19 protein-coding genes are annotated in these 22,314 nt (G+C 70.9%); 14 read left to right on the top strand and 5 right to left on the bottom strand.

The features are described from left to right. The first annotated feature begins 5 nt into the window (after window positions 1–5). From ACFWHU_RS03410 to ACFWHU_RS03385, 6 genes are all read left to right on the top strand, one after another. Window positions 6–824: a carbohydrate ABC transporter permease gene (locus tag ACFWHU_RS03410; protein ID WP_385801655.1), complete on the top strand. Its 819-nt coding sequence runs from the start codon at window positions 6–8 to the stop codon at window positions 822–824. 15 nt (window positions 825–839) lie between these two features. Then, complete coding sequence (locus ACFWHU_RS03405; protein WP_387223577.1) at window positions 840–2,363, top strand: GH1 family beta-glucosidase; 1,524 nt, start codon at window positions 840–842, stop codon at window positions 2,361–2,363. Continuing rightward, the gene (gene yicI, locus ACFWHU_RS03400) at window positions 2,360–4,645 is read left to right on the top strand and encodes an alpha-xylosidase (RefSeq protein WP_387223575.1); all 2,286 of its coding nucleotides are present in this window, start codon (window positions 2,360–2,362) and stop codon (window positions 4,643–4,645) included. Before ACFWHU_RS03405 ends, yicI begins: the two co-directional genes overlap by 4 nt. Before the next feature lie 115 nt (window positions 4,646–4,760). After that, the gene (locus tag ACFWHU_RS03395; protein WP_387223573.1) at window positions 4,761–7,118 is read left to right on the top strand and encodes a histidine kinase; all 2,358 of its coding nucleotides are present in this window, start codon (window positions 4,761–4,763) and stop codon (window positions 7,116–7,118) included. Then, complete coding sequence (locus ACFWHU_RS03390) at window positions 7,115–7,792, top strand: response regulator (protein WP_387223571.1); 678 nt, start codon at window positions 7,115–7,117, stop codon at window positions 7,790–7,792. Before ACFWHU_RS03395 ends, ACFWHU_RS03390 begins: the two co-directional genes overlap by 4 nt. A 68-nt stretch (window positions 7,793–7,860) precedes the next feature. Then, window positions 7,861–8,220, top strand: a complete 360-nt coding sequence (locus ACFWHU_RS03385) for an SCO4225 family membrane protein (protein ID WP_385801665.1) — start codon at window positions 7,861–7,863, stop codon at window positions 8,218–8,220. An 8-nt stretch (window positions 8,221–8,228) separates the two neighbouring features. Here the strand turns inward: ACFWHU_RS03385 and ACFWHU_RS03380 are convergent, their stop codons facing one another. Then, window positions 8,229–9,089 carry a helix-turn-helix domain-containing protein gene (locus ACFWHU_RS03380; protein WP_385801667.1) on the bottom strand — a complete coding sequence of 287 codons (861 nt, stop codon included), beginning with the start codon at window positions 9,087–9,089 and terminating at the stop codon, window positions 8,229–8,231. 127 nt (window positions 9,090–9,216) lie between these two features. Here ACFWHU_RS03380 and ACFWHU_RS03375 point away from each other — a divergent pair, with 127 nt between their 5' ends. Further along, window positions 9,217–10,212 carry an aldo/keto reductase gene (locus ACFWHU_RS03375; protein ID WP_385801669.1) on the top strand — a complete coding sequence of 332 codons (996 nt, stop codon included), beginning with the start codon at window positions 9,217–9,219 and terminating at the stop codon, window positions 10,210–10,212. Between the two features lie 132 nt (window positions 10,213–10,344). On the opposite strand, the gene ACFWHU_RS03370 is transcribed toward ACFWHU_RS03375, so the two are convergent. After that, window positions 10,345–10,962 carry a fasciclin domain-containing protein gene (locus ACFWHU_RS03370; protein WP_385801670.1) on the bottom strand — a complete coding sequence of 206 codons (618 nt, stop codon included), beginning with the start codon at window positions 10,960–10,962 and terminating at the stop codon, window positions 10,345–10,347. A 397-nt stretch (window positions 10,963–11,359) separates the two neighbouring features. On the opposite strand from ACFWHU_RS03370, the gene ACFWHU_RS03365 reads away from it, so the two are divergent. The 4 genes from ACFWHU_RS03365 to ACFWHU_RS03350 all read left to right on the top strand — a co-directional run bounded on the left by ACFWHU_RS03365 (window position 11,360) and on the right by ACFWHU_RS03350 (window position 15,630). After that, window positions 11,360–12,526 carry a MerR family transcriptional regulator gene (locus ACFWHU_RS03365; RefSeq protein ID WP_387223568.1) on the top strand — a complete coding sequence of 389 codons (1,167 nt, stop codon included), beginning with the start codon at window positions 11,360–11,362 and terminating at the stop codon, window positions 12,524–12,526. 74 nt (window positions 12,527–12,600) lie between these two features. Further along, entirely contained in the window at window positions 12,601–13,842 is a 1,242-nt protein-coding gene (locus ACFWHU_RS03360) for an NAD(P)/FAD-dependent oxidoreductase (RefSeq protein ID WP_387223566.1), read from the top strand. Between the two features lie 217 nt (window positions 13,843–14,059). Further along, window positions 14,060–14,515 carry a DUF5707 domain-containing protein gene (locus tag ACFWHU_RS03355; protein WP_387223564.1) on the top strand — a complete coding sequence of 152 codons (456 nt, stop codon included), beginning with the start codon at window positions 14,060–14,062 and terminating at the stop codon, window positions 14,513–14,515. A 191-nt stretch (window positions 14,516–14,706) separates the two neighbouring features. Then, window positions 14,707–15,630 (top strand): endo-beta-N-acetylglucosaminidase H, encoded by a 924-nt coding sequence (locus ACFWHU_RS03350; RefSeq protein ID WP_385801678.1) that lies wholly within the window; start codon window positions 14,707–14,709, stop codon window positions 15,628–15,630. Window positions 15,631–15,683: 53 nt separating this feature from the next. On the opposite strand, the gene ACFWHU_RS03345 is transcribed toward ACFWHU_RS03350, so the two are convergent. Next, window positions 15,684–16,787 (bottom strand): glycoside hydrolase family 43 protein, encoded by a 1,104-nt coding sequence (locus tag ACFWHU_RS03345; RefSeq protein ID WP_387223562.1) that lies wholly within the window; start codon window positions 16,785–16,787, stop codon window positions 15,684–15,686. 187 nt (window positions 16,788–16,974) lie between these two features. Here ACFWHU_RS03345 and ACFWHU_RS03340 point away from each other — a divergent pair, with 187 nt between their 5' ends. Continuing rightward, window positions 16,975–18,468, top strand: coding sequence for an SMI1/KNR4 family protein (locus ACFWHU_RS03340; RefSeq protein ID WP_387223560.1), 1,494 nt, complete (start codon window positions 16,975–16,977; stop codon window positions 18,466–18,468). 172 nt (window positions 18,469–18,640) lie between these two features. Here ACFWHU_RS03340 and ACFWHU_RS03335 read toward each other — a convergent pair whose 3' ends face one another. Both ACFWHU_RS03335 and ACFWHU_RS03330 read right to left on the bottom strand, forming a co-directional pair. Then, window positions 18,641–20,170: a helix-turn-helix domain-containing protein gene (locus ACFWHU_RS03335; RefSeq protein ID WP_385794351.1), complete on the bottom strand. Its 1,530-nt coding sequence runs from the start codon at window positions 20,168–20,170 to the stop codon at window positions 18,641–18,643. A 205-nt stretch (window positions 20,171–20,375) separates the two neighbouring features. After that, a complete protein-coding gene (locus tag ACFWHU_RS03330; RefSeq protein ID WP_147875161.1) occupies window positions 20,376–20,576 on the bottom strand; it encodes a DUF4236 domain-containing protein in 201 nt (66 codons plus the stop codon). A gap of 195 nt (window positions 20,577–20,771) precedes the next feature. Here ACFWHU_RS03330 and ACFWHU_RS03325 point away from each other — a divergent pair, with 195 nt between their 5' ends. Then, window positions 20,772–21,353, top strand: coding sequence for a YdeI family protein (locus ACFWHU_RS03325; RefSeq protein WP_385794354.1), 582 nt, complete (start codon window positions 20,772–20,774; stop codon window positions 21,351–21,353). 181 nt (window positions 21,354–21,534) lie between these two features. After that, a complete protein-coding gene (locus tag ACFWHU_RS03320) occupies window positions 21,535–22,155 on the top strand; it encodes a dihydrofolate reductase family protein (protein WP_385794357.1) in 621 nt (206 codons plus the stop codon). Window positions 22,156–22,314 lie beyond the last annotated feature (159 nt).

The following is a 22,314-nucleotide window of genomic DNA, read 5'->3' as shown; positions in this document are numbered from 1 at the left end:
TACCGATGAAACGGCCCTCGTCCCTGCGCGGTGCCTGGAACACCACCGCCGCGCTGCTCATCCTCGGCTTCCTGCTCTTCCCGGTGTACTGGATGCTCAACACCGCGCTCCAGCCGGACACGAGCATCACGGCCACCGAGTGGTTCCCCACCTCCCTCAGCCTGTCCAACTTCGACGCGGCCGTCAGCAGCCAGGGCAAGTCCCTGCTGACCAGCCTCGTCGTGGCACTCGGCGCGGTCGTCGTCGCTCTGGCGCTGGCCGCCCCCGCGGCGTACGGGCTCGCGCAGTTCGGCCTGCGCGGCGGCCGGAGCATCGTCTTCACCACGCTGATCACCCAGATGGTGCCGGGCATCGTGATCGCCAACGCGCTGTACAGCGCATACGCGGAACTGGGCCTCGTCAACTCCTATCTGGGGCTGATCCTCGCCGACGCGTCGCTGGGCCTGCCGTTCTCGATCGTGCTGCTGCGCGCGTTCATGGTGTCCATACCGGGTGAGGTCGTCGAGGCGGCGCTGGTCGACGGCGCGAACCGATTCACGGCCTTCACGCGCATCGTGCTCCCGATGAGCCGCAACGCGCTGATCACCGCGGGCCTGTTCACGTTCCTGTTCGCCTGGTCGGACTTCATGTTCGCCCTGACCCTCAACACCACCGACGACGTCAAGCCGATCACCCTCGGCATCTACCAGTTCGTCGGGGCCCATGTCAGCGACTGGGGAGCCGTGATGGCCACCGCCGTGCTGTCTGCCGTACCGGCGGCGATCCTCCTCGTCCTCGCCCAGAAGTACATCGCCGCCGGGATCTCCGGCGGCTCCATCAAGTGAAGGCGCCTCCCCCTGATGAGTTCCACCGACGACCGCGGGGTGCGCGGCGCCCCGGCCGGCCCCGACACCCCCGGATCCACCCGTTTCCCGCGCGGTTTCCTCTTCGGGGCCGCCACGGCGAGCTACCAGATCGAGGGCGCCCACGACGTGGGCGGACGCACCCCGTCCATCTGGGACACCTACTGCCGTGAGCCCGGCCGGGTCGCCGACGGCGCCACCGGCGACATCGCCTGCGACCACTACCACCGCTACCGCGAGGACGTCGCCCTGCTCCGCGGCCTGGGCGTCGACAGCTACCGGTTCTCGATCTCCTGGCCCCGGGTCCAGCCGGACGGCGCGGGCCCCGGCAACCCCGAGGGGCTCGACTTCTACGACCGGCTGGTCGACGAACTGCTCGCGGCAGGCATCTCACCCGCGGCGACCCTCTACCACTGGGATCTGCCGCAGGCCCTGGAGGACCGGGGCGGCTGGCGGGTCCGGGACACCGCCGAACGCTTCGCCGACTACACCCGGATCGCCGCCGAGCGGCTCGGCGACCGGGTGGAGCGCTGGATCACCCTCAACGAGCCGTACTGCAGTGCCTTCGTCGGTTACGGCGCCGGCGCTCACGCCCCCGGCGCCCGGGAGGGCCGCGGCGCGCTCGCCGCCGCGCACCATCTGCTGGTGGGCCACGGGCTCGCCGTACGCGCGCTGCGCGAGACGGGCGCCACGGACGTCGGCATCACGCTCAACCCCGACGTCCTGCTGCCCGCCACGGACAGCGAGGCCGACCTGGCGGCGGTGCGGCGAGCGGAGACGATGCACAACGACGTCTGGCTGGAGCCCCTGCTGGCGGGCCGCTACCCCGCGCACGAGGCGCGGACATGGGGCGAACTGGCCGACGGGACGTACCGGCTCGACGGTGATCTCGCCCTCATCGGGGTGCCGTTGGATTTCATCGGCGTCAACTACTACCGGCCGATCACCGTCTCCGCCGTCCCCCACCGGGACCCGGACCCGGCCACCCGCAGCGCCGTGGACATCCGCGCCGAGGAGTCGTGGCGCCAGGACGTACGCCGCACCACGATGGGCTGGCCCGTGGTCCCGCACGCCTTCACCGATCTGCTGGTCGGACTGCGGCGGCGCTACCCGGCCCTGCCGCCGCTGCTGATCACCGAGAACGGCTCGTCCGAGGACGACCGGGTCGACGCAGACGGCCGGATCCACGACACCGACCGGGTGGCCTACCTGCGCGACCACCTCGCGGCGCTCGCCGACGCCATGGACCAGGGCGTGGACGTACGCGGCTATTACGTCTGGTCACTGCTGGACAACTTCGAGTGGGCCCGCGGTTACAGCAAGCGCTTCGGCATCGTCCGGGTCGACTACGACACCCTGGAACGCGTCCCGAAGGACAGCTACCGCTGGTACCGGGACCTGATCGCCGCCCACCGTGACCGCGACCGCGACGGCGACCACCCTCGTGACGGCGGCGACCTCGCTCGTGACCGCACCAACTCCGGCACCCGAACCACCGGTCAGGAGCTGCACCACCGATGAAGTTCACCGACGGCTACTGGCTCATGCGCGACGGCGTCAGCGCGTCGTACGCCACCGAGGTCGCCGAGACCCGCGTCGAGGACGACCGCCTCACCCTCTACGCCCCCGTCCGGCATGTCGAGAACAGGGGCCACACCCTCAACAGCCCCCTGCTGACCGTCGAATGCTGGTCACCCGCCGAAGGCGTGATCGGCGTCCGCTCCAGCCACCACACGGGCGGTGTCGACCGTGGCCCCCACTTCACACTGAACTCCGCCCCGGACCACACCCCCGTGATCACCCGCGACGGCTCGACGGTGGAACTGACCAGCGGCGCGCTGTCCCTGCGGGTGGACACCGAGGCGCCGTGGCGACTCGACTTCCGCGCCGACGGCCGGCCGCTGACCTCGGCGGGCAGGCGCGGTACGGGCTTCGTCACCACCGCCGAAGGAGAGCACCACTCGGTGGGCCAACTCGCCCTGGACGTCGGCGAACTGGTCTACGGACTCGGAGAACGCTTCACACCGTTCGTCAAGAACGGCCAGACGGTCGACATCTGGCAGGCCGACGGCGGCACAGCCAGCGAGCAGGCGTACAAGAACGTCCCGTTCCATCTGACCAACCGCGGCTACGGCGTCTTCGTCAACCACCCCGGCCGGGTCAGCTACGAGATCGGCTCCGAGTCCGTCGGCCAGGTGCAGTTCAGCGTCCCCGGCCAGTCGGTCGAGTACTTCGTCATCCACGGGCCGACGCCCAAGGAGATCATCGACCGCTACACCGCGCTCACCGGCCGCCCCGCGCTGCCCCCGGCCTGGTCCCTGGGCCTCTGGCTGTCGACGTCCTTCACCACCTCCTACGACGAGGAGACGGTGAACCGGTTCGTCAGCGGCATGGCCGAACGCGACATCCCGCTCGGGGTGTTCCACTTCGACTGCTTCTGGATGCGCCAGTACCAGTGGTGCGACTTCACCTGGGACCCCGAGGTGTTCCCCGACCCGGAGGGGATGCTGCGCCGGCTGAAGGACCGCGGCCTGCGGGTCTCGGTGTGGATCAACCCGTACATCGCGCAGAAGTCCCCGCTGTTCGAGGAGGCGCGCGAGCGGGGATTCCTGGTGCGCAAGGCCGACGGCGCCGTCTGGCAGTGGGACCTGTGGCAGGCCGGCATGGGACTGGTGGACTTCACCCACCCCGGCGCCAGGCACTGGTACGCCGGGAAACTGCGCGCTCTCACCCGGCAGGGCGTGGACTGCTTCAAGACGGACTTCGGCGAGCGCGTTCCGACCGATGTGGTCTGGCACGACGGCTCGGACCCGGAGCTGATGCACAACTACTACACGCAGCTCTACAACGAGACCGTCTTCCAGGTGCTCACCGAGGAACGCGGGGAGAACGAGGCCGTTCTCTTCGCCCGCTCCGCCACGGCGGGCGGACAGCAGTTCCCCGTGCACTGGGGCGGCGACTGCGAGTCCACGTTCGGCGCGATGGCCGAGTCGCTGCGCGGCGGGCTCTCACTCGGGCTGTCCGGGTTCGGCTTCTGGAGCCACGACATCGGGGGCTTCGAGGGGACACCGACACCGGCCGTGTTCAAGCGCTGGGCACAGTTCGGCCTGCTCTCCTCGCACAGCAGACTCCACGGCAGCAAGTCCTACCGGGTGCCCTGGGACTTCGACGAGGAAGCCGTCGCGGTCACCCGCGACTTCACCCGGCTCAAGCACCGGCTCATGCCCTACCTCTACGAGGCGGCCCGGCAGGCGGCCGGCCACGGCACGCCGGTGATGCGCGCGATGGTGCTGGAGTTCCCCGACGACCCGTCCTGTCACACCCTGGACCGGCAGTACATGCTCGGCGGTGATCTGCTGGTGGCGCCGGTGTTCAGCGAGAGCGGCACGGTGGAGTACTACCTGCCGGAAGGCGTCTGGACCCATGTCCTCACCGGTGAGCGGGTGCGCGGTCCGGTCTGGCGGCGCGAGACGTACGGCTTCGACAGCCTGCCCCTGTTCGCCCGGCCGGGCTCCGTCGTCCCCTTCGGGGGGAGCGTCGACGGCGCGGTCTACGACTGGGCGGACGGAGTCACCCTGCGGGTCCACGAACCGGCGGACGGGGACCAGGTGACCACGCGGATCCCGGCCCCCGACGGATCGACCGCGGCGGTCTTCCACACCCGGCGCGACGGCGGCGTCCTGAACGTGCGGGCCGAAGGCGCCACCGGCCCCTGGCACGTACAGCTCCCCGGGCCGTCTGCGGAGGGCACGCTGCTGACGGCCCACCCCGGAACGGAGTCACTGACGGCGCGACTCGGCTGAACAGGACCCGGCCGGAGGACGCCGGCGGGCGGTGTCTCTATCTCCGGATAGAGGCGCCGATCGCCCGGTGGGCCGATGTCTGTGCCCCACGCGGGACCGTAGCGTGGGACACATCATGGAACGAACTGACGACCGGTTTCTCCCGGTCCTGCTGCTCGGTGTCCAGGCCGCGTTGTGGCCCGGATACACGCTGGCGCGTGGCACCGCACCGGCTGCCGCGGAACTCCTCGCCGCCGCCCTGGCGAGCGGTCTGGTGGCCGTCGCCCTCGCGGCCCGCCGTACCCGTCCGGTGCCTGTCCTCGTCGTGGTGGTCGTCGTCTGCGCGATCGGCGCCGGCCCCCTGCCGACGGGCGCCATGGCGGTGCTCGGTACGGCGGGGGTCGCGCTGGCCCTGTTCACGGTGGCCACCGAACGGGACACCGTCACCGCACTGCTGTGCGTGGCCACGCTCACGCTCTGGCAACTCCTGTACGGCATCAGCCTGCACGGACTGAACAGCGGCCAGGGCCTCGACCTCGTCCTCACCGCACTGCTCTACGCGACCGCCACCGGAACGGGACTGGTCGTGCGGCGGCGACGGGCCGAGCGGAGCGCCGCCGAACGGCGTCTGCACCGGGCGCAGAGCGAGCGGCACCGTCTTCCGGCGGCGGAACAGCGCCGTATGGAAAGGGAGTTGCACGACGTCAGCGCCCATCACCTCACGGCGGTGGTCGTGACGGTGGAGGCGGCGCTGGGACTGCGGGAGCGGCGACCCGAACTGGCCGACAAGGCCGTGGAGTTCGCCGCCGAGACCGGCCGCGAGGTGACCCGGGCACTGAGCGCCGTACGGGCCCCGACGCCCACACCGGGGGAGCTGCCCGCGCAGGAGCGACTGCGTGAACTCGTCGCCGGCTTCCAGGCCCTCGGGCTGCCGGTGACCTGTGAGACCGGGGCCCTGCCGGACGGCACCGTCGGCGACGCCGTGTACGGCATCGTCCGCGAGGCACTGACCAATGTGATCCGCCACGCCCCCGGCGCCCCCACCACCGTGCGATGCGTCCATGGCGACTCGCACACGGACGTCGTGGTGCGCAACGCGCCACCGAACACGCCGGGCGCGGGCACGGCCACGGCATCCGGCGCCGCGCGAAGTGACGGACCCGTCAAGGGACTCGGTGGCGGGCGCGGCCAGAACTCACTGCGCGGCCGCGCCCGGGAGGCGGGCGGCACACTCACCAGCGGCCCGACACCGGACGGCGGGTGGGAGGTACGGGCGGTCCTGCCGGGACGGAACCGGACGGTGCACGCGGCGGCCCTGCCGCGCGAGTTCCGGATCGCCCAGTTCGTCACGGCCGCGGGGCTGTGCCTCCAGCCGTTCCTGCCGTTCTTCCTCGTCCGGGTGGGCGAGACGCCCAGCGGGCCCGGCGTCTCGGCCGGCGCGCTCTTCGCGCTGCTAGCCACGGCGCAGGTGCTCACGCTGCTGTGGCTGCGGCAGGCGCCGCGGATCGCGCTGGGCGTGCTGCTGGTCCTCGCAGGGCTCTGGCCGGCGGCGATGGAGGTGAGCGGGTACGCGGGGCCGGTGCTTCTGCCGCCGGGCCTGAGTCTGCTCGCCACGTGCGCGGCGCTCGCCGTCATGGCGGTCCGCACCAACGGGTCTTCGGCGGCGCGGAGTTGGGTCCCGCCGGTGCTGGCCGCCGTGGTACACACGGCTGCGGCGACCGCCGCCGTACTGGCCCGCGGTGCCACGACGCCCGCCTGGGAGTTCCCCGTCGTCGCACTCGCCATGACGGCCCCGGCGTTCGCCGCCCGGTCGTGGGGCACCGCGTACGGCAAGCGCAGCCGAACCGCCCGGGAGCGGCACCGGGACCGGCTCGCGACTCTGGTGGAGGAGGCAGTACGGGACGCGTGGGCCGAACGCCGCCGTATCACCGCCGGGCTGGAGACCACCGTGCTGGCCCGCACGGCCGAAGTGGTCGAGGAGGCGGAAGCGGGGCGGCTCGCCGAGACGTCGGAACGCGCCCGCGAGGCCCTGAGCGCGATGCGCGCCCTGCTCGAAACCGTCCACACCGCCGAACCCGCCACCGGACCCAGCACCGAACTCCGGCCGCAGCCCACGCTCCAGGCCCTCGACCTGCTCGTCAGCCAGTGCCGGGCCACCGGCCGCGAGGTGGACGTACGGCTCACCGACCGGGTGCCGAAACGGCTGCCGCCGGAGGTGGACATCGCCGCCTACCGCGCCGCCGAGACCATCCTCCAAGCCGGCGGTGACGAGCCCGCCCTGCTCGTCCTCGATGCCACTGACCGCGTCCTGACCCTCACCGCCACCGGTGTGTCCGGCGCCACCGGTCACGCCGCACACGAGCGGCTGATGACGCGGGCAGCAGCCCTCGGCGGCACCCTGACCACGGAACCGGGCACGGTCCTGCTGCATCTGCCCTGGAACACCGTCCCGAACGACGGCGACGGCGCCACGACCCGCGAGGAATCCCGATGAGCCTGAGTGTGATGGTGGTCGACGACCAACTGGTCGTCCGGGCGGGCTTCGCCGCCGTCATCGACGCCGAGGACGACATGACCGTCGTCGGCGAGGCAGGCGACGGCGCCGCCGCGGTGAGCCTCGCCGAACAGCTCGCGCCGGACGTGATCGTGATGGACGTACGGATGCCGGGCCTCGACGGCATCGCCGCCACCCGGATCCTCACCGGGCGGGAGAACCCGCCCCGCGTCCTCGTACTGACCACTTTCGATCTCGACGCCTACGTCTTCGAGGCGCTGCGCGCGGGGGCGTCCGGCTTCCTGCTCAAGGACGTACGCGCGGCCGAACTGCTGCACGGAATCCGGGTCGTGGCGGCCGGGGAGAGCGTCCTCGCCCCGTCCGCGGCCCGCCGGCTCATCGGCCACTACGCGGCGGGCCCACCGGTCGGACCACCGGCCGGACGGGGGACCCTGGACCGTCTGACCGAACGAGAGCGTTTCGTCCTCACCCTGGTCGCCTCGGGACTGAACAACGCGGAGATCGCCGCCGAACTCGACATCACCGTCGGCACCGTCAAATCCCATGTGAACGCGCTGCTTCGCAAGCTCGAGGTACGCGACCGGCTCCAGGCGACGATCCTCGCGTACGACCTGGGCCTGGTCCGCGCGTCCCCACCGGGCGGCCGTGCGTGAGGCCCCCCGCGCCACCGGGCCCGGTCCCACGCCGACCGCGCCGCATCACCGAAAGGACCATCGACCCCATGAGCACCACACACCGGGAGACCACCACCATGACCGACACCGGATCGTCCAACCGGGCCGTGCGCGCCCTGCGCCACGCGCTCAGCAATGTCTTCGCCCGTGTCTACCTCGTGGCGATCGTGCTCATGTCCGGCTGGGCCGTCGTCGTCACCCTGGGCGACAACCCCGACGCGTCCTTCGCCGGAGTGGTGCCGGTGATCGCCACCCTGCCGGTCAGTCTGCTCGTGATCCTGCCGCCCGACAACTGGTCCATGATCTTCCTCCCGGTCGCCCTGGGCGCCCTGGTCAACGCCACCGTCATCGGCTGGTGCGCCCGCGCCCTGAACCGGTCCCGGACCGGCTCGGGCCCGTCGTCCTGACGGCCGCTTCACCGGGCCGGCGTGCCCGCCGCCCCCGTGGGGAACTCCTGGATGCCGAGCACACGCAGCAGCTCCAGCCGCTCGCGGGTCTCGACGTCCGCCGGGGTGAGCACCAGCAGTTGCTGACCCTGGTCGGGGGTGACCAGGGTCTCGCAGTCCATCAGCAGGCGCCCCACCCGCGGGTGCAGCAGGGTCTTGCGGTCGGCGCGCCGGACCGCCACCTCGTGGTCGGCCCAGAGCCGGCGGAACTCGGCGCTCGCCGCCCGGAGCCGTTCGACGAGTCCGCTGACCGTGGGGTCGCCGGACCGCCGGCCGGCGGTCGCGCGCAGGTCCGCCACGATTCGCCGGGTCTGCTCCTCCTGGTCCTCGGGCAGGGCGGCGGCGCGGGCCTCGGGGTCGGTGAACCACCGGTACACGAGGTAGCGCCGATCACCCGAGAAGCGGGCGGGATCGCCGTTGAGCAGGAAAGCCGTCCGGTTCTGGGCCAGGACCTCACCCAGGTCGGACAGCACCAGTGCGGGGGTGTCGCCGAGCAGGTCGAGCATGCGCACCAGACCGGCGCGGGCCAGCCGCGCCACCCCGTCGGCGGGCGGCGGCCGGTGACCGGCCAGATGGAACAGATGAGCGCTCTCGTCCTCCGAGAGACGCAGCGCCCGGGCCAGCGCACCGAGCAGCTGGACGGACGGCTGACTGCTGCGCCCCTGCTCAAGGCGTACGACGTAGTCCACCGACATCCCGGCCAGCATGGCCACCTCTTCGCGGCGCAGACCGGCCGTGCGGCGCCGGGGACCGTCGGGGAGACCGACATCGGCGGGGCGTACGGCCTCACGCCGGGACCGCAGGAAGTCGGCCAGCTGCTCACGTTCCATGCGTTCCATGGTCCCTCGCGGCGGGCGAAGCAGCCAGGGAGCGGCTCTCCCATGATGAACGCTCCGCTCCCGTACCCGGCGGCGTGGGCGCAAGGTGGAAGTGGATCGACGACGAAGGAGGAACGTGATGCAGACACGAACCCTGGGCAGCACCGGCCCCGCTGTTTCCGCGCTGGGCCTTGGCGCGATGGGCATGTCCGGCGCCTACGGCGAGGCCGACCGCGCGGAGAGTGTCGCCACGGTGCACGCCGCGCTGGACGCCGGTGTCACGCTGATCGACACGGGCGATTTCTACGCGATGGGCCACAACGAACTGCTGCTCGCCGAGGCCCTGCGCGGCCGGGACCGGGACAGCTACCAGCTGAGCGTCAAGTTCGGCATGCTGCGCGGCCCCGGCCCGGATTTCGGCGGGCACGACTGCCGTCCCGAGGCGGTGAAGAACTTCCTGGCCTACTCGCTGACCCGGCTGGGCACCGACCACATCGACATCTACCGTCCCGCCCGGCTGGACCCGGCGGTACCGATCGAGGAGACGGTGGGCGCGATCAAGGAGATGATCGACGCCGGGTATGTACGGCACCTCGGCCTCTCGGAGGTCGACGCCACGACGATCCGCCGGGCGCACGCGGTGCAGCCGGTCGCCGACCTCCAGATCGAGTACTCGCTGATCTCCCGCGCGGTCGAGGCGGAGGTTCTGCCGACGTTGCGGGAGCTGGGCATCGGTCTGACCGCGTACGGCGTTCTCAGCCGCGGCCTCATCTCCGGCCACTGGACGGCGGGGCACACCGCCGGCCCCGGTGACATGCGTGCCGTCAGCCCGCGGTTCGCCGCCGGGAACGTCGAGCACAACCTCGCCTTCGTGGACGCTCTGCGCCGGATCGCCGGGGCGAAGGGGTGCACCGTCGCCCAACTGGCCATCGCCTGGGTGGCCGCGCAGGGCGACGACATCGTGCCGCTGGTCGGCGCCCGCACCCGCGACCGGCTGGCGGAGGCGCTGCCCGCGACGGAGCTGACCCTCACCGAGGCCGACCTCACCGAGATCGAGAAGGCGGTCCCCGCGGGCACGGCGCGCGGCGACCGCTACCCGTCGGCGTTCATGTCCGGCCTCGGCGTGGGGAACTGAACCCCGCCTCGCCGCCCTTGCCCGTGCCTCGTATGCCCGCGGACTGCGACGGGCCACGGATGCCTGCCCGTTCTTGGGCCCCGCTCTCCCGTCGGGCGGGGAAGACGGGGCCCAAGGGGCCGTGACAGGTGCCTACTTCGGCATCAGGACCGTGTCGACGAGGTTGACCGTGGCGTTGGCCGTCGTGATGCCGCCGCATTCGATCTTCGCCGTGTCGTTGACCTTGAACGACGAGCCGGAACCCGACGTCGAGAGCGTGCTGCCCTCCAGCGTCGTGAACGTCCCGTTCGACAGCTGCGACTTGCTGATCTTCTCGTCGACCACGTGATAGGTCAGGACCTTGGTCAGCTGCGTCTTGTCCGCGAGCAGCGCGTCGAGATCCGCCTGCGGGATCTTCTCGAACGCGGCGTTGGTCGGAGCGAACACCGTCACGTTCTTCGCGTTGTTGAGCGTGTCCACCAGTCCGGCCTGCCGCAGCGCCGCCGCCAGTGCGGACAGTTCGGGATTCTGGGCCGCGGCGGTCGCCACCCGCTGTGCGGCCATGGACGCGGCGCTGCCCGCTCCCTTCTGGGGAAGGGACGAACATTGGGGCCCGAACGGATCCGTCGCGGTGGTGTTCGCGAAGGCCTGGGGTGCCAGCACTCCCATCGACACGGGCAGGACCACGGCGGCACAGGCAGCCACCGCCGCACGGCGGGCGTGGGAGCCGCGCGAGGATCGAGGACCGCGGGGGTTGCGGGAGATGTTCATGGGGGACTCCTCCTGCGGGGGAGAGCGGGAACGTCGGACGGGCGGGGTCACCGTCCGGCCCTGTCCTGCTTCTGCCGTCCGGTCGAACGACATCACTCACGGTCGCACGGGCTCGCGAACCGGGCATTTCGTGACAGCGGCGCGTGCGCGGGCCCGGCGCCGGCCGGAAAGCGGCCCCGTCCCTTCGCACCACTGGCCCGCGGGCGCCTGCCGAATCGCTCCGTGATGACATCGCGGCCCGCCCGTTTCCGTGCCCGCGTCGCTTGTGCGTCGACTGGGCCCGTCAGGTGATGCACAAACGATGCGCATTGCCCCGGAGTCGCCACCCTTGTCAGAGTCGCCGCGTGGTTACCACCCACTCACGCAGCGTGGTCGAGTCCGCTCGTAAAGTGATCGAATGAGCAAGTCGATGCACGAGGTCGAGTCCGGCTGTGAGAACCCCTACGCCTCGCGCGAGGCACCGGACGACGTCGGCGTCTCCACCGGTGCCGTGGCACGCAGGCTGGGTGTCTCACCGACCACGCTGCGTTCGTGGGACCGGCGTTACGGCCTCGGGCCCGCCGCGCGCCAGGACGGCCGGCACCGCCGCTGGACACCCGGTGACGTGGCGATGCTCGAAGAGATGTGCCGTCTGACCGCCGCCGGGGTGCCACCCGCCGAGGCCGCCCGCGCGGTCCTCCTCCGGTCCACGGCACCACCCCCGCCCCCTTCCCGGACGCCGTCCCCCGCCCTCCGGCGGCCGGGGCGCGACGGCACGCTGCCGCTCGGCGACGTCCGGCTGGAGTGCCGGGGCCTGTCACGCGCCGCCGTACGCCTGGACGCGCCCGTCATGGAGGAACTGCTCACCTCGTTCGTCCAGGAGTACGGCCTGGTCCGCGCCTGGGAGAACGTGATGATGCCGACCCTGCGCGCGGTGGGCCGCAAGTGGGCGTCCGCCGGTGACAAGTACGTCGAGGTCGAGCATCTGCTGTCGTGGCACATCTCGTCGGCCCTGCGCCGCGTACCGGCCGCCCCGCCCCTGCGGACCGACGTCGGGCCGGTGATGCTGGCCTGCGTCCCGGGCGAGCAGCACACCCTCCCCATCGAGGCACTGACCGCCGCACTGGCCGAACTCGGCCTGCCCACAAGGATGTTCGGCGCCGCCGTACCGGTGACGGCGCTCGTCGACGCCGCCCGGCGCATCGGCCCCCGCGCCGTGGTGCTCTGGTCCCAGTCCCGCTCGACCGCGAGCCGCCCGCTGGCACAGCACATCGCCGCCGGCAGCTGGGGCGTGAAGGGAGCGCGCGCCGGCCCCGAGGTCGTGCTCGCCGGGCCGGGATGGGCGGGGCCCCCGCTGCCGGGACTGGCGCGCGTCCACGGACTGCGCGAAGCGATCGTGACGCTGGCCGCGCACTACGGCGCCGAACGGGCCGCGCTCATGCCGCCGGGCCCGGACGCCGAAGAGAAGGAGGAGCGGCGAGGGGGCCGGACAAGAACCTTCCCGCACGTATCGCCCGCACCAGCCGCACCACCCGCATCTTCAGCGCGAAATGTACGAAGCACGCCGTCCGACCCGCACACCTGACACCTGACACGTGGAACCGACACCGCACGGCGCGCCCGGCCGCGCGGCACCCGAGACGAAGGACGGTCCTCCCCATGCCCGCATCCCGTGGCGCCCCCGAAATCCTGGTGGTCGGAGCGGGCCTCTCCGGTCTGGCCTGCGCGCACGATCTGCTCGCGGCCGGTCTGAACGTCGGCGTACTGGAGGCGTCGGACGGCGTCGGCGGGCGCATGCGTTCCGACCGGGTCGACGGCTATGTGATCGACCGGGGCTTCCAGGTCTTCAACACCTCCTACCCGCAGGCGAAACGCCGTCTGGCACTGCGCGATCTGCGTCTGCGCCCCTTCACACCGGGCGTTCTCGTCCACACCGACCGCGGCCGCTTCCACTTCGCCGACCCCACCCGCGCGCCCCGCACGGTCAAGAGCCTGCTCGGCGCGCGACCGGCGGGGCCGCGTGACCTGCTCGCGCTCGGCGTGCTCTCCGGCCGCGACATGCTCGGGCCCGTGGGCCCGTTGAAGCGCGCCGAGGACCACACGACGCGGACCGCCCTCGCGGCGGCCGGCATCTCCGAGGAGTTCACCGAACTGTTCTTCCGGCCGTTCCTGTCGGGCGTGTTCCTCGAAGACGACCTGGAGACCTCCAGCCGCGTCTTCCACCTGGTGTGGCGCAGCATGCTGCGTGGCACGCTCTGCCTGCCGTCGGAGGGAATCGGCGAAGTGCCACGGCAGTTGGCCGACGCTCTGCCCGCGCACACCGTACGGTTCGACTCCCCGGTCGACCGGCTCACCGACGACGGCGTCCTGCTGGCCGACGGCACCGAGAGGCCGGCGGACACCGTGGTCGTCGCGACCGGGCCGGGTCCCGCGTCGCGTCTGCTGCCCGGCCTCGACATGCCGCCCTACCGCGTCGTGACCACCTACTTCCACGCCGCGCCCACACCGCCCCTGGCCGAGCCGACGCTGCTGACCGACACGCGTCTGCGCTTCCTCAACAGCTGCGTCCTGAGCGAGGTGGTGCCCGGCTACGCGCCGGCCGGCTCCTCGCTCGTCGCCACCTCCGTCCTCGGCGAGGACACGCAGGGCCGGGAGAGCGCCCTGCGGGACGCGCTCTCGGAGGCGTACGAGAGGGACACGTCGGGCTGGAACCTGCTGACGGTGCGCACCGTCCCCGAGGCGCTGCCCGCGATGCCGCCTCCCCAGCCGCTCACCCGCTCCTCCCGCGTCGCACCGGGCCGCTATGTGTGCGGTGACCACCGCACGACCGGCTCGGTCCAGGGCGCGCTGGCCTCCGGGGCCCGGGCGGCCCGCGAGATCCTGCGCGACCTGGGCCGGTAGGGGCGGCCGGTCGGATGTCGCGGCAGGGACGCGCCTGTCGGCCGCCCCACCGCGCGACTGCCGTTCGAGGTTCCTGCCGGTCAACAGCCGCCTCAACTCAGTCGGTTTGAGTGTCGGTACTCATGCCGGGTGCGGCCTCGCGGGGCGAGTATCGACGCACCGGCGGCGCAGAGAACGCCGGTTGCGACACCGCTGCGACGATGGTGGAGAGCCTCTTATGTCCCGACGTACCGTTATTCTGTCCGTGACCGCCGCGGTCGCCGTGCTGGGAGGCGCGGGGACGTTCGCTCTCGCGTACGCAGGGGAGCGGCCGCCCACTCTGGCCCAGAGCACCGCCCGCTACACGGCCCCCGACGGCGACCGTGACGGCTCGCTGGTCTTCACGACCGACGCGACGGCGTCCTCCGGTGTCTCGGACGTCAAGGTCCTTGCGTGGCCGGCGGATTCGTCGTTCACAAAGAAGGAACTGACCACCAAGGACATGGCCACCGCCGAGCCCGCCAAGTGCGAGCCCTCCGGTGAGGACACCGTGCGCTGCACCTACACCCTCGCCGTCACCGGTGCCGACGCCGCCGAATCCCCGCGCGGACTCTGGCACGTCGCGGTGCTGGCCCGCGCCGGTGACGACTCCACGACGCTCGACACGAAGGCGGCCCGTTTCACCGTCGGTTGACGCCGACCGGTCCCTGCGGACATACCAACTCCCTTGCGCAGGTGTGGTGTTGCGGTGGGATGTACGTGGAAGTCGTGAGAGTTCGTACGAGATTCCCGGGATTCGGTGACGGGGGCGGAAAGCTTGGAGGGCTCACTCGGCGCTTTCGAACAGGCCGGGCGCCGGCCCTCGCGATGGGAGACCGATCAGCGATGTTCACTCTCGTACGGAACAGAGTACGGACGGCCGCGCTGGCGCTCTCGGCCGTCGCGGCCCTCGCCTTCGGCACGACCACCACGACCGGCGCGACCGACGCCGCGGCGGCTCCCGTTCCCGCGAAACAGGGGCCGATCTCGGTGGCGTACGTCGAGGTGAACAACCACAGCATGCTCAACGTCGGCAAGTACACCCTCGCCGGCGGCGACAACGTCTTCGACGTCGCCGTGATCTTCGCGGCGAACATCAACTACGACACGGGCACGAAGACGGCGTATCTGCACTTCAACGAGAACGTGCAACGGGTCCTCGACAACGCCGCCACGCAGATACGGCCGTTGCAGCAGAAGGGCATCAAGGTCGTCCTCTCGGTGCTCGGCAACCACCAGGGCGCGGGCTTCGCCAACTTCCCCACTCAGCAAGCGGCTTCGGCGTTCGCCGGGCAACTGTCGGACACCGTTTCGAGGTACGGCCTCGACGGCATCGACTTCGACGACGAGTACGCCGCGTACGGCAACAACGGCACCGGCCAGCCCAACGACAGCTCGTTCGTGCACCTGGTGACGGCGCTGCGCGCGAACATGCCGGACAAGATCATCAGCCTCTACAACATCGGCCCGGCCGCCTCGCGGCTCTCCTACGGCGGCGTCGACCTCTCCTCCAAGTTCGACTACGCGTGGAACCCGTACTACGGCAGCTGGCAGGTCCCCCGTATCGCACTGCCCAAGTCGAAGCTGTCGCCGGCGGCCGTCGAGATCGGGCGGACCTCGCAGAGCACGGCCGCCGACCTGGCCCGCCGTACCGTCAGCGAGGGGTACGGCGTCTATCTGACGTACAACCTCGACGGCTCCGATCGCAGCGCCGACGTCTCCGCGTTCACCAGGCAGCTCTACGGCAGCGACGCCATCTACACGCCGTGAGATCCTGACTCGCCGTCAGGCACCTTGCGCTGCGAGCAGCTTGGCGGCAACGCTCATTCGAAGAACTTGAGGCTGAATCCGACGGTGCTGGTGGCGCCGGGGACGTTGGCCCGGCGGTAGGTGGTGTTGCCCCACCAGACGGCGGTGCCGGTGTACCAGTAGCGGTTGGCCCACGAGTACGGCGTGCCTTTGGCGACCGCGTGGAACATGGTCGGGAACCGGTTGCCGGACGGCGGGCCGGCGGCGACGTCGCCGCGGGGCAGGACGAACGTGTGGTGGCCGGGACCGTCGACGTTCAGCGTGGGGTCCCAGCCCGACATCATGGTCGAGGCGTGCGAGCCGAAGAGGCAGCCGTTGCTCTTGTACCAGTCCCACACGTACGTCGGATCGCCCCCGGCTCTCAGCCGCAGGTCGGCGATGCAGTACTGGTTGCTCCAGCTGCCGTTCGCGGAGTACACGATGTGCAGCTGCCCGCTGGGGTCGACGATCGGCTGCGGTGCCTCGTTGATGTACGGGTTGCCCACGACCCGTTCCCACGGCTCGCGCGGCTGCGATACGACGTAGCGGCCGCCGGTTGTCGTGGTGGGGCTGCTCATCCGGGCGATGTAGAGGTTCTGCTCGATGTTGGTGTCGCCGGCCCAGCCGGACCACACGAACCAGCGCTGGCCGCCGAAGGTGAACGGCACTCCGTCGATGGCCCACTTGTCGTCGGGCAGGGCGACCTTGGTGGCGGCGGAGTAGCCGGTGTCCGGGCTGGCCGAGCTGATGTGGTAGGTCCGGTGGGCCGCGCCGGTGCCGGCGGCGAAGTAGATGCGGTACTGACCGTCGTGGTGCACGATCTCCGGGGCCCAGACCTCGCCGAGGTTGGCTGTGTCCCGCCACACCTGGTGCTTGGGCGCGGTGGCGACGCCCTCCAGGGTGGACGCCGACCGCACCGCGATGCCGCCGTCCACGGACTTGGCGGAGACATAGAGGTCGCCGACCTTGATGACGCTGGGATCGGCGCCGCCGACGAGGGGGCGGCCGAGCGTGGACGGCTGATCGCCCGTCACCGCGCCGACCGCTTGGGCGGGTCCGGCAGCGGTCACTTGCCCGAAGACAAATGTGCCGACGAGCCCGAGGGAGACGATGCCGGCGAGCCATCGCGTAGGAGACATCAGGTTCCTCCTGATCATGTCCACGACAGAGAGCGCTCTCAACTAATTACCACGAGCTGAGCGGCAGTCAAGAGGGCGAGCGACCCTGCCTCCTCCATCGGCAACGGACCTGGGTCCGTTGTCGGTGGCCGATGCTGCAATGGGGTCGTACACAGGCCGATGTGACCGACTGGCGAAAGGGAGCCGCATGACCGGTCCGCAGAACCCGGAAATCGCCGCGCTGTTGCAGCGCATGGCGCGCAGCATGGCCAAGGGGGCGCCCAAGGGCTGGCAGCGGGCGTCGATCAGCGCTCATGCCGACCTGCACGGTACGGGCGGTCAGGGAGTGGTCAATGTTCTCGCTGACGGCAGGTCGCGCCCCGGATCCATGCGAACGCCCGAGTATCTGAAGCGGGTTTGCGAGCTGGACGACACCGGTAGCGGTGAGCTGGCCATCGACCTGGTGGTGCATCCCGACGGCCGTTTCGATGCGGTGACCAGCCGGGCGATCGTACGGCGGTCGGGCGGGACGCCCGGAGAGGCGGGCTACGTCTATGTCCTGCGGCCCGGCATCCGGCCGCCGGACGCAGGTGATCTCCAGGCCGGCCCCGCGAACCCCACCCAGTCAGGGGACCCGCGGGAGGCGGTGCGGTTGCTGCGGGCGTACCTGCGCAAGCGGGCCGAGATCTTCGGATGGGAGCCAGGGCGTCTTGAGCGCTTCGAAGATGTACTGCCCGCTCCCCGGGAGGCCCGGGAGATCGAGGACCTCGAGCGTGCCCTGGGCGTGCGGCTCCCGGACGATCTGCGGGCGCTGTACGCCGTGGCCGACGGCGACGACGGCTCCGGGCTCTTCGACCGTCATCCCTGGCAGAGCCTGGGCGAGGTGGTCTCCTGGCATCACGCGGACCGTTGGTGGGCAGCGGGCGGCACCTGGAAGCGCCACGCACTGGGTTCAGCGCGCTCCGACGGTCTGCCGCACGCCAGGGTGCGGGCCTCGGCCGACCGTCCCGGCTGGATCATCTTCGCGGAGAGCACCGGTGGTGACTTCCTGGCGGTGGACATGGACCCGGCCGAGGGCGGGCGTCCGGGTCAGGTGATCCGGGTGGGGACGCACCACGACGACGGCCCCGTGTACGTGGCCGACTCGGTTACTGATCTGCTGCGGCTGCAACTGGCGGCGCTTGAGCGTGGCGACTACAAGTGTGATGCCGCCACCGAGCAGCTGTGGATCGAGACGGCGCTGCCCGTGCGCCACGGCGACACCGCCGATGGTGCGGACGGCGGAACGGACGACGCGGACACGGCGGCCGAGGCCCCCGTGCACCACGTGCTTGTGACCTGCGACGCGGAGCTGGTGCCGCTGGCCGGGCACCGTACGTTGGCAGCCGTGACGGTACGGTCGGCCGAGCCCGTCTCACTGGCACCGCTGCGGGACTGTCCCCGGCTGTACGGGTTGGATCTGTCCCGCGCCGAGGTGCGCGATCTCGAGGTGATCGCCGGGATACCGGGGCTGCGATACCTGGCGATGCGCCCGGAGCAGTGGCACGAGGTCACCGGGCACGCCGGCGGACCGCCCGGCCTGGCCGCCGCTGTGCTGGCCGGCGCCCCTTCACCCGGGACGCTGGCCGCGTGGGCGGTGAGCCTCGGCGGCGACGGCGACGACATCCGCCACTACACCGGCCGACTGCCGGAACACGCGTAGTACGGCCCCGGCAGAACGAACCCTCGGGCAATTGGGTTCAATCGCAGGTCGAGTGTTCGTCACAAGTGGCCCCAGGGGCGGCCTTGCGGCGGGAACATCACCGCCATCCGCGCGGCTGCCCTTTCCCGACCGGCGTTTCACCCGGTCGGGAAGGGGTGGCGGCGTTTGGCGGTCAGATGTCGCGGAAGATCTCGATCTGCGCGCCCACCGAGTTCAGCCGCTCCGCCAGGTCCTCGTAACCGCGGTTGATCACATACACGTTGCGCAGCACCGACGTGCCCTCCGCCGCCATCATCGCCAGCAGCACCACCACGGCGGGGCGCAGCGCCGGTGGGCACATCATCTCCGCCGCGCGCCAGCGGGTCGGGCCCTCCACCAGGACCCGGTGCGGGTCCAGGAGCTGGAGCCGGCCGCCGAGGCGGTTGAGGTCCGTCAGGTAGATGGCGCGGTTGTCGTAGACCCAGTCGTGGATCAGGGTCGTGCCCTGCGCGACGGCGGCGATCGCCGCGAAGAACGGCACGTTGTCGATGTTCAGGCCCGGGAACGGCATCGGGTGGATCTTGTCGATCGGCGACTCCAGCTTCGAGGGCCGTACGGTCAGGTCCACCAGCCGCGTACGGCCGTTGTCCGCCGGGTACTCGGGCGTACGGTCGTGGTCCAGGCCCATCTCCTCCAGCACCGCGAGCTCGATCTCCAGGAACTCGATCGGTACCCGGCGGATCGTCAGCTCCGACTCGGTGACCACGGCGGCGGCGATCAGGCTCATCGCCTCGACCGGGTCCTCGGAGGGGGAGTAGTCCACATCGGTGTCGATGCTCGGCACACCGTGCACGGTGAGCGTGGTGGTGCCGACGCCGTCGACCTTTACGCCGAGCGCGTCCAGGAAGAAGCACAGGTCCTGGACCATGTAGTTCGACGACGCGTTACGGATGACGGTGACACCGTCGTGCCGGGCGGCGGCCAGCAGCGCGTTCTCCGTGACCGTGTCACCGCGTTCGGTCAGCACGATGGGCCGGTCGGGCGACGCCGAGCGGTCGACCACCGCGTGGTACAGCCCCTCGGTCGCCGTGATGTCCAGGCCGAAGCGGCGCAGCGCGATCATGTGCGGCTCGATGGTGCGCGTACCGAGGTCGCAGCCGCCCGCGTACGGCAGCAGGAAGTTGTCCATGCGGTGCAGCAGCGGGCCGAGGAACATGATGATCGAGCGGGTACGACGGGCGGCGTCCGCGTCCATGGCCGCCATGTCCAGCTCCGCCGGCGGCACGATCTCCAGATCCATGCCGTCGTTGATCCAACGGGTGCGTACACCGATGGAGTTGAGCACTTCGAGGAGCCGGTAGACCTCCTCGATGCGCGCCACCCGCCGCAGGACCGTGCGCCCCTTGTTGAGCAGCGAGCCGCAGAGCAGTGCCACGCAGGCGTTCTTGCTCGTCTTGACGTCGATGGAGCCGGAGAGCCGGCGTCCGCCGACCACTCGAAGGTGCATCGGCCCGGAGTATCCGAGCGACACGATCTCACTGTCGAGCGCCTCACCGATGCGCGCGATCATCTCAAGGCTGATGTTCTGGTTGCCGCGTTCGATGCGGTTCACGGCGCTCTGGCTGGTGGCCAGTGCCTCGGCAAGCTGTGTCTGTGTCCAGCCCCGGTGCTGTCTGGCGTCACGGATGAGCTTGCCGATGCGTACGAGGTAGTCGTCTGCCATGGCGCCAGGTTATCTCATATGTGAGATGAGAGAGCTGATGGGGTGCGCCATTCGTGGAGTCCCTGCCGCGCGGGCCCGCCGCCGGGAGGATCGCCGGGAGGTCGACGCGTGTACGCGCCACGTTGTGAGTGCCACGTTCTCCATCCTGGCCCGGCCCGCGGTGTTCGGCGACCGGGGTACGGCCGGACGGGTTCAACAGGCGGGTTCAGCGGCTGCGGCGCTTGGTTGTGGTCTTGCGCCAGCCGAAGGGGCCGGGCAGATCCATCGACGTGGTCCGTCGGCCGGTGCTGCTCGTGGTGTGCCGCGGCCCCTTCCCGCCGCCACTGGTGATGGACCACGACCGCTTGTTGATGTTGAGCCGTACGCCCGGCAGGATGCGGATGCTCTTACGGAATGTGATCGGCACGGTGTTCTCCTCAAGTCGGACCGGGTGAAGTCCTGTTGGGAGTACGGGTTTCCCGTGGCCGCCCATGCATGTATGCCGATGCCGAACATTGACGGAGCGTCACGAGGCGCCGACGGCGGACATGGTCGACCCGGGCGCCGCTCGTTCGGTCCATCTAGGACGTGATCCGACCTGAATGGTGGTTAGCGTGGCCGTATGGAATCGATCGACGGAGTGGAAATCCTCGCGTTCGCGGACGGCGCCGAGCTGGAGGCGTGGCTGGCGGACCACCACACGCTTCAGTCCGGAGTCTGGCTGAAGATCGGCAAGAAGAACTGCCCCCGGGCGGCCGTCAGTTATCCGGCCGCCGTCGAAGCCGGCCTCTGTTTCGGCTGGATCGACGGCCAGGCCAGGTCGTACGACGCGGACCACTACCTCCAGAGGTTCACGCCGCGTCGGCCGAGGAGTGTGTGGTCGAAGGTCAACGTCGGACGGGTCGAGACGCTCATCGAGGCCGGGCGGCTGCGCGAGCCGGGCCTCGCCCAGGTCCGGGCGGCGCAGGCGGACGGCCGGTGGGACGCGGCGTACGAGTCGCAGAAGAACGCGACCGTGCCGCCCGACCTGACCGCCGCGCTGGAGGGCGACAGCCGGGCGCGGGAGACTTTCGAACGGCTGGACAGATCGACCCGGTACCGCGTGCTGCTGCGGCTGATGACCGCCCGTACCCCGGAGGTCAGGGCGGCGAGACTGGAGCGGTCGCTCGCCGTGCTGGCTTCGGGCCGGACGCAGAGCCTGTGATCACGGTGCTCCCGGCCGCTCCGCGACGGGGTCGACGTCCAGGGACGCGCGCCGCGAGGAGTGGCGCGGGTCACTCGATGCGGCCGGCGGTCCGTGTCGAGAACGGCGGCCGATCGACGCCCTTTCGACAGCGCGGACGCGCGGGAACGCGAACGCGGCACCGACAGGCAGGAGCACTCTCATGACGGTCACCGTCACCGCCGACATGGTCATGTCGCTGGACGGCTACATCGCCGGCACCGACCACAGCGTCGCCAACCCGGCGGGCCACGGCGCCGACCGGATCGGCGGCTGGATCCACGCCCAGTCCAGCTGGCGTGAGCGCACGGGCCGGAGCGGCGGTGAGACCGACCAGGACTCCGACATCATGCGCGAGTGGTTCGAGACGACCGGCGCCGTGGTCATGGGACGGCTGATGTACGACTCCGGGGCGGACTTCTGGGGCGAAGACCCGCCGTTCCGCGCCCCGGTCTTCGTCCTGACCAGCCGGCCGGGGCCCACCCTCGTCAAGCAGGGCGGCACCAGCTTCACCTTCGTCACCGACGGCATCCACAGCGCGCTCGACCAGGCCAAGGCCGTCTCCGGGGGCCGCAACGTCGACATCGCCGGCGGCGCCCACACCGTCCAGCAGTATCTGAAGGCCCACCTCGTCGACGAACTCCAACTGCATGTGATCCCCACGCTGCTCGGCGCCGGTCTCCGGCTGTTCGACAACCTCGGCACGGACGCGCACGACCTCGAACCGATCCGCGTGGTGGACACTCCCGGCGCCACCCACGTCAAGTACCGCGTCCTCAAGTAGCGGCAGCAGCAGTAGTAGAGGCGGCGAGGAGCCGGGGCGACGCGCGGTGAGTCGGCCCCGTGGCAGCGGAAAACGTCTCCCGGGCATGACCTCGCAGCGGTCATGTACTAGAGTTATCTCGACATCGAGATATCTGCCGAAGGCGTACCGCAGCCGCCA

It is taken from the genome of Streptomyces sp. NPDC060366 (assembly GCF_042725135.1).
GTDB lineage: Bacteria > Actinomycetota > Actinomycetes > Streptomycetales > Streptomycetaceae > Streptomyces.
Note: the sequence above shows the minus strand (reverse complement) of the source record. Positions and strands in the feature narration are given on the sequence as shown.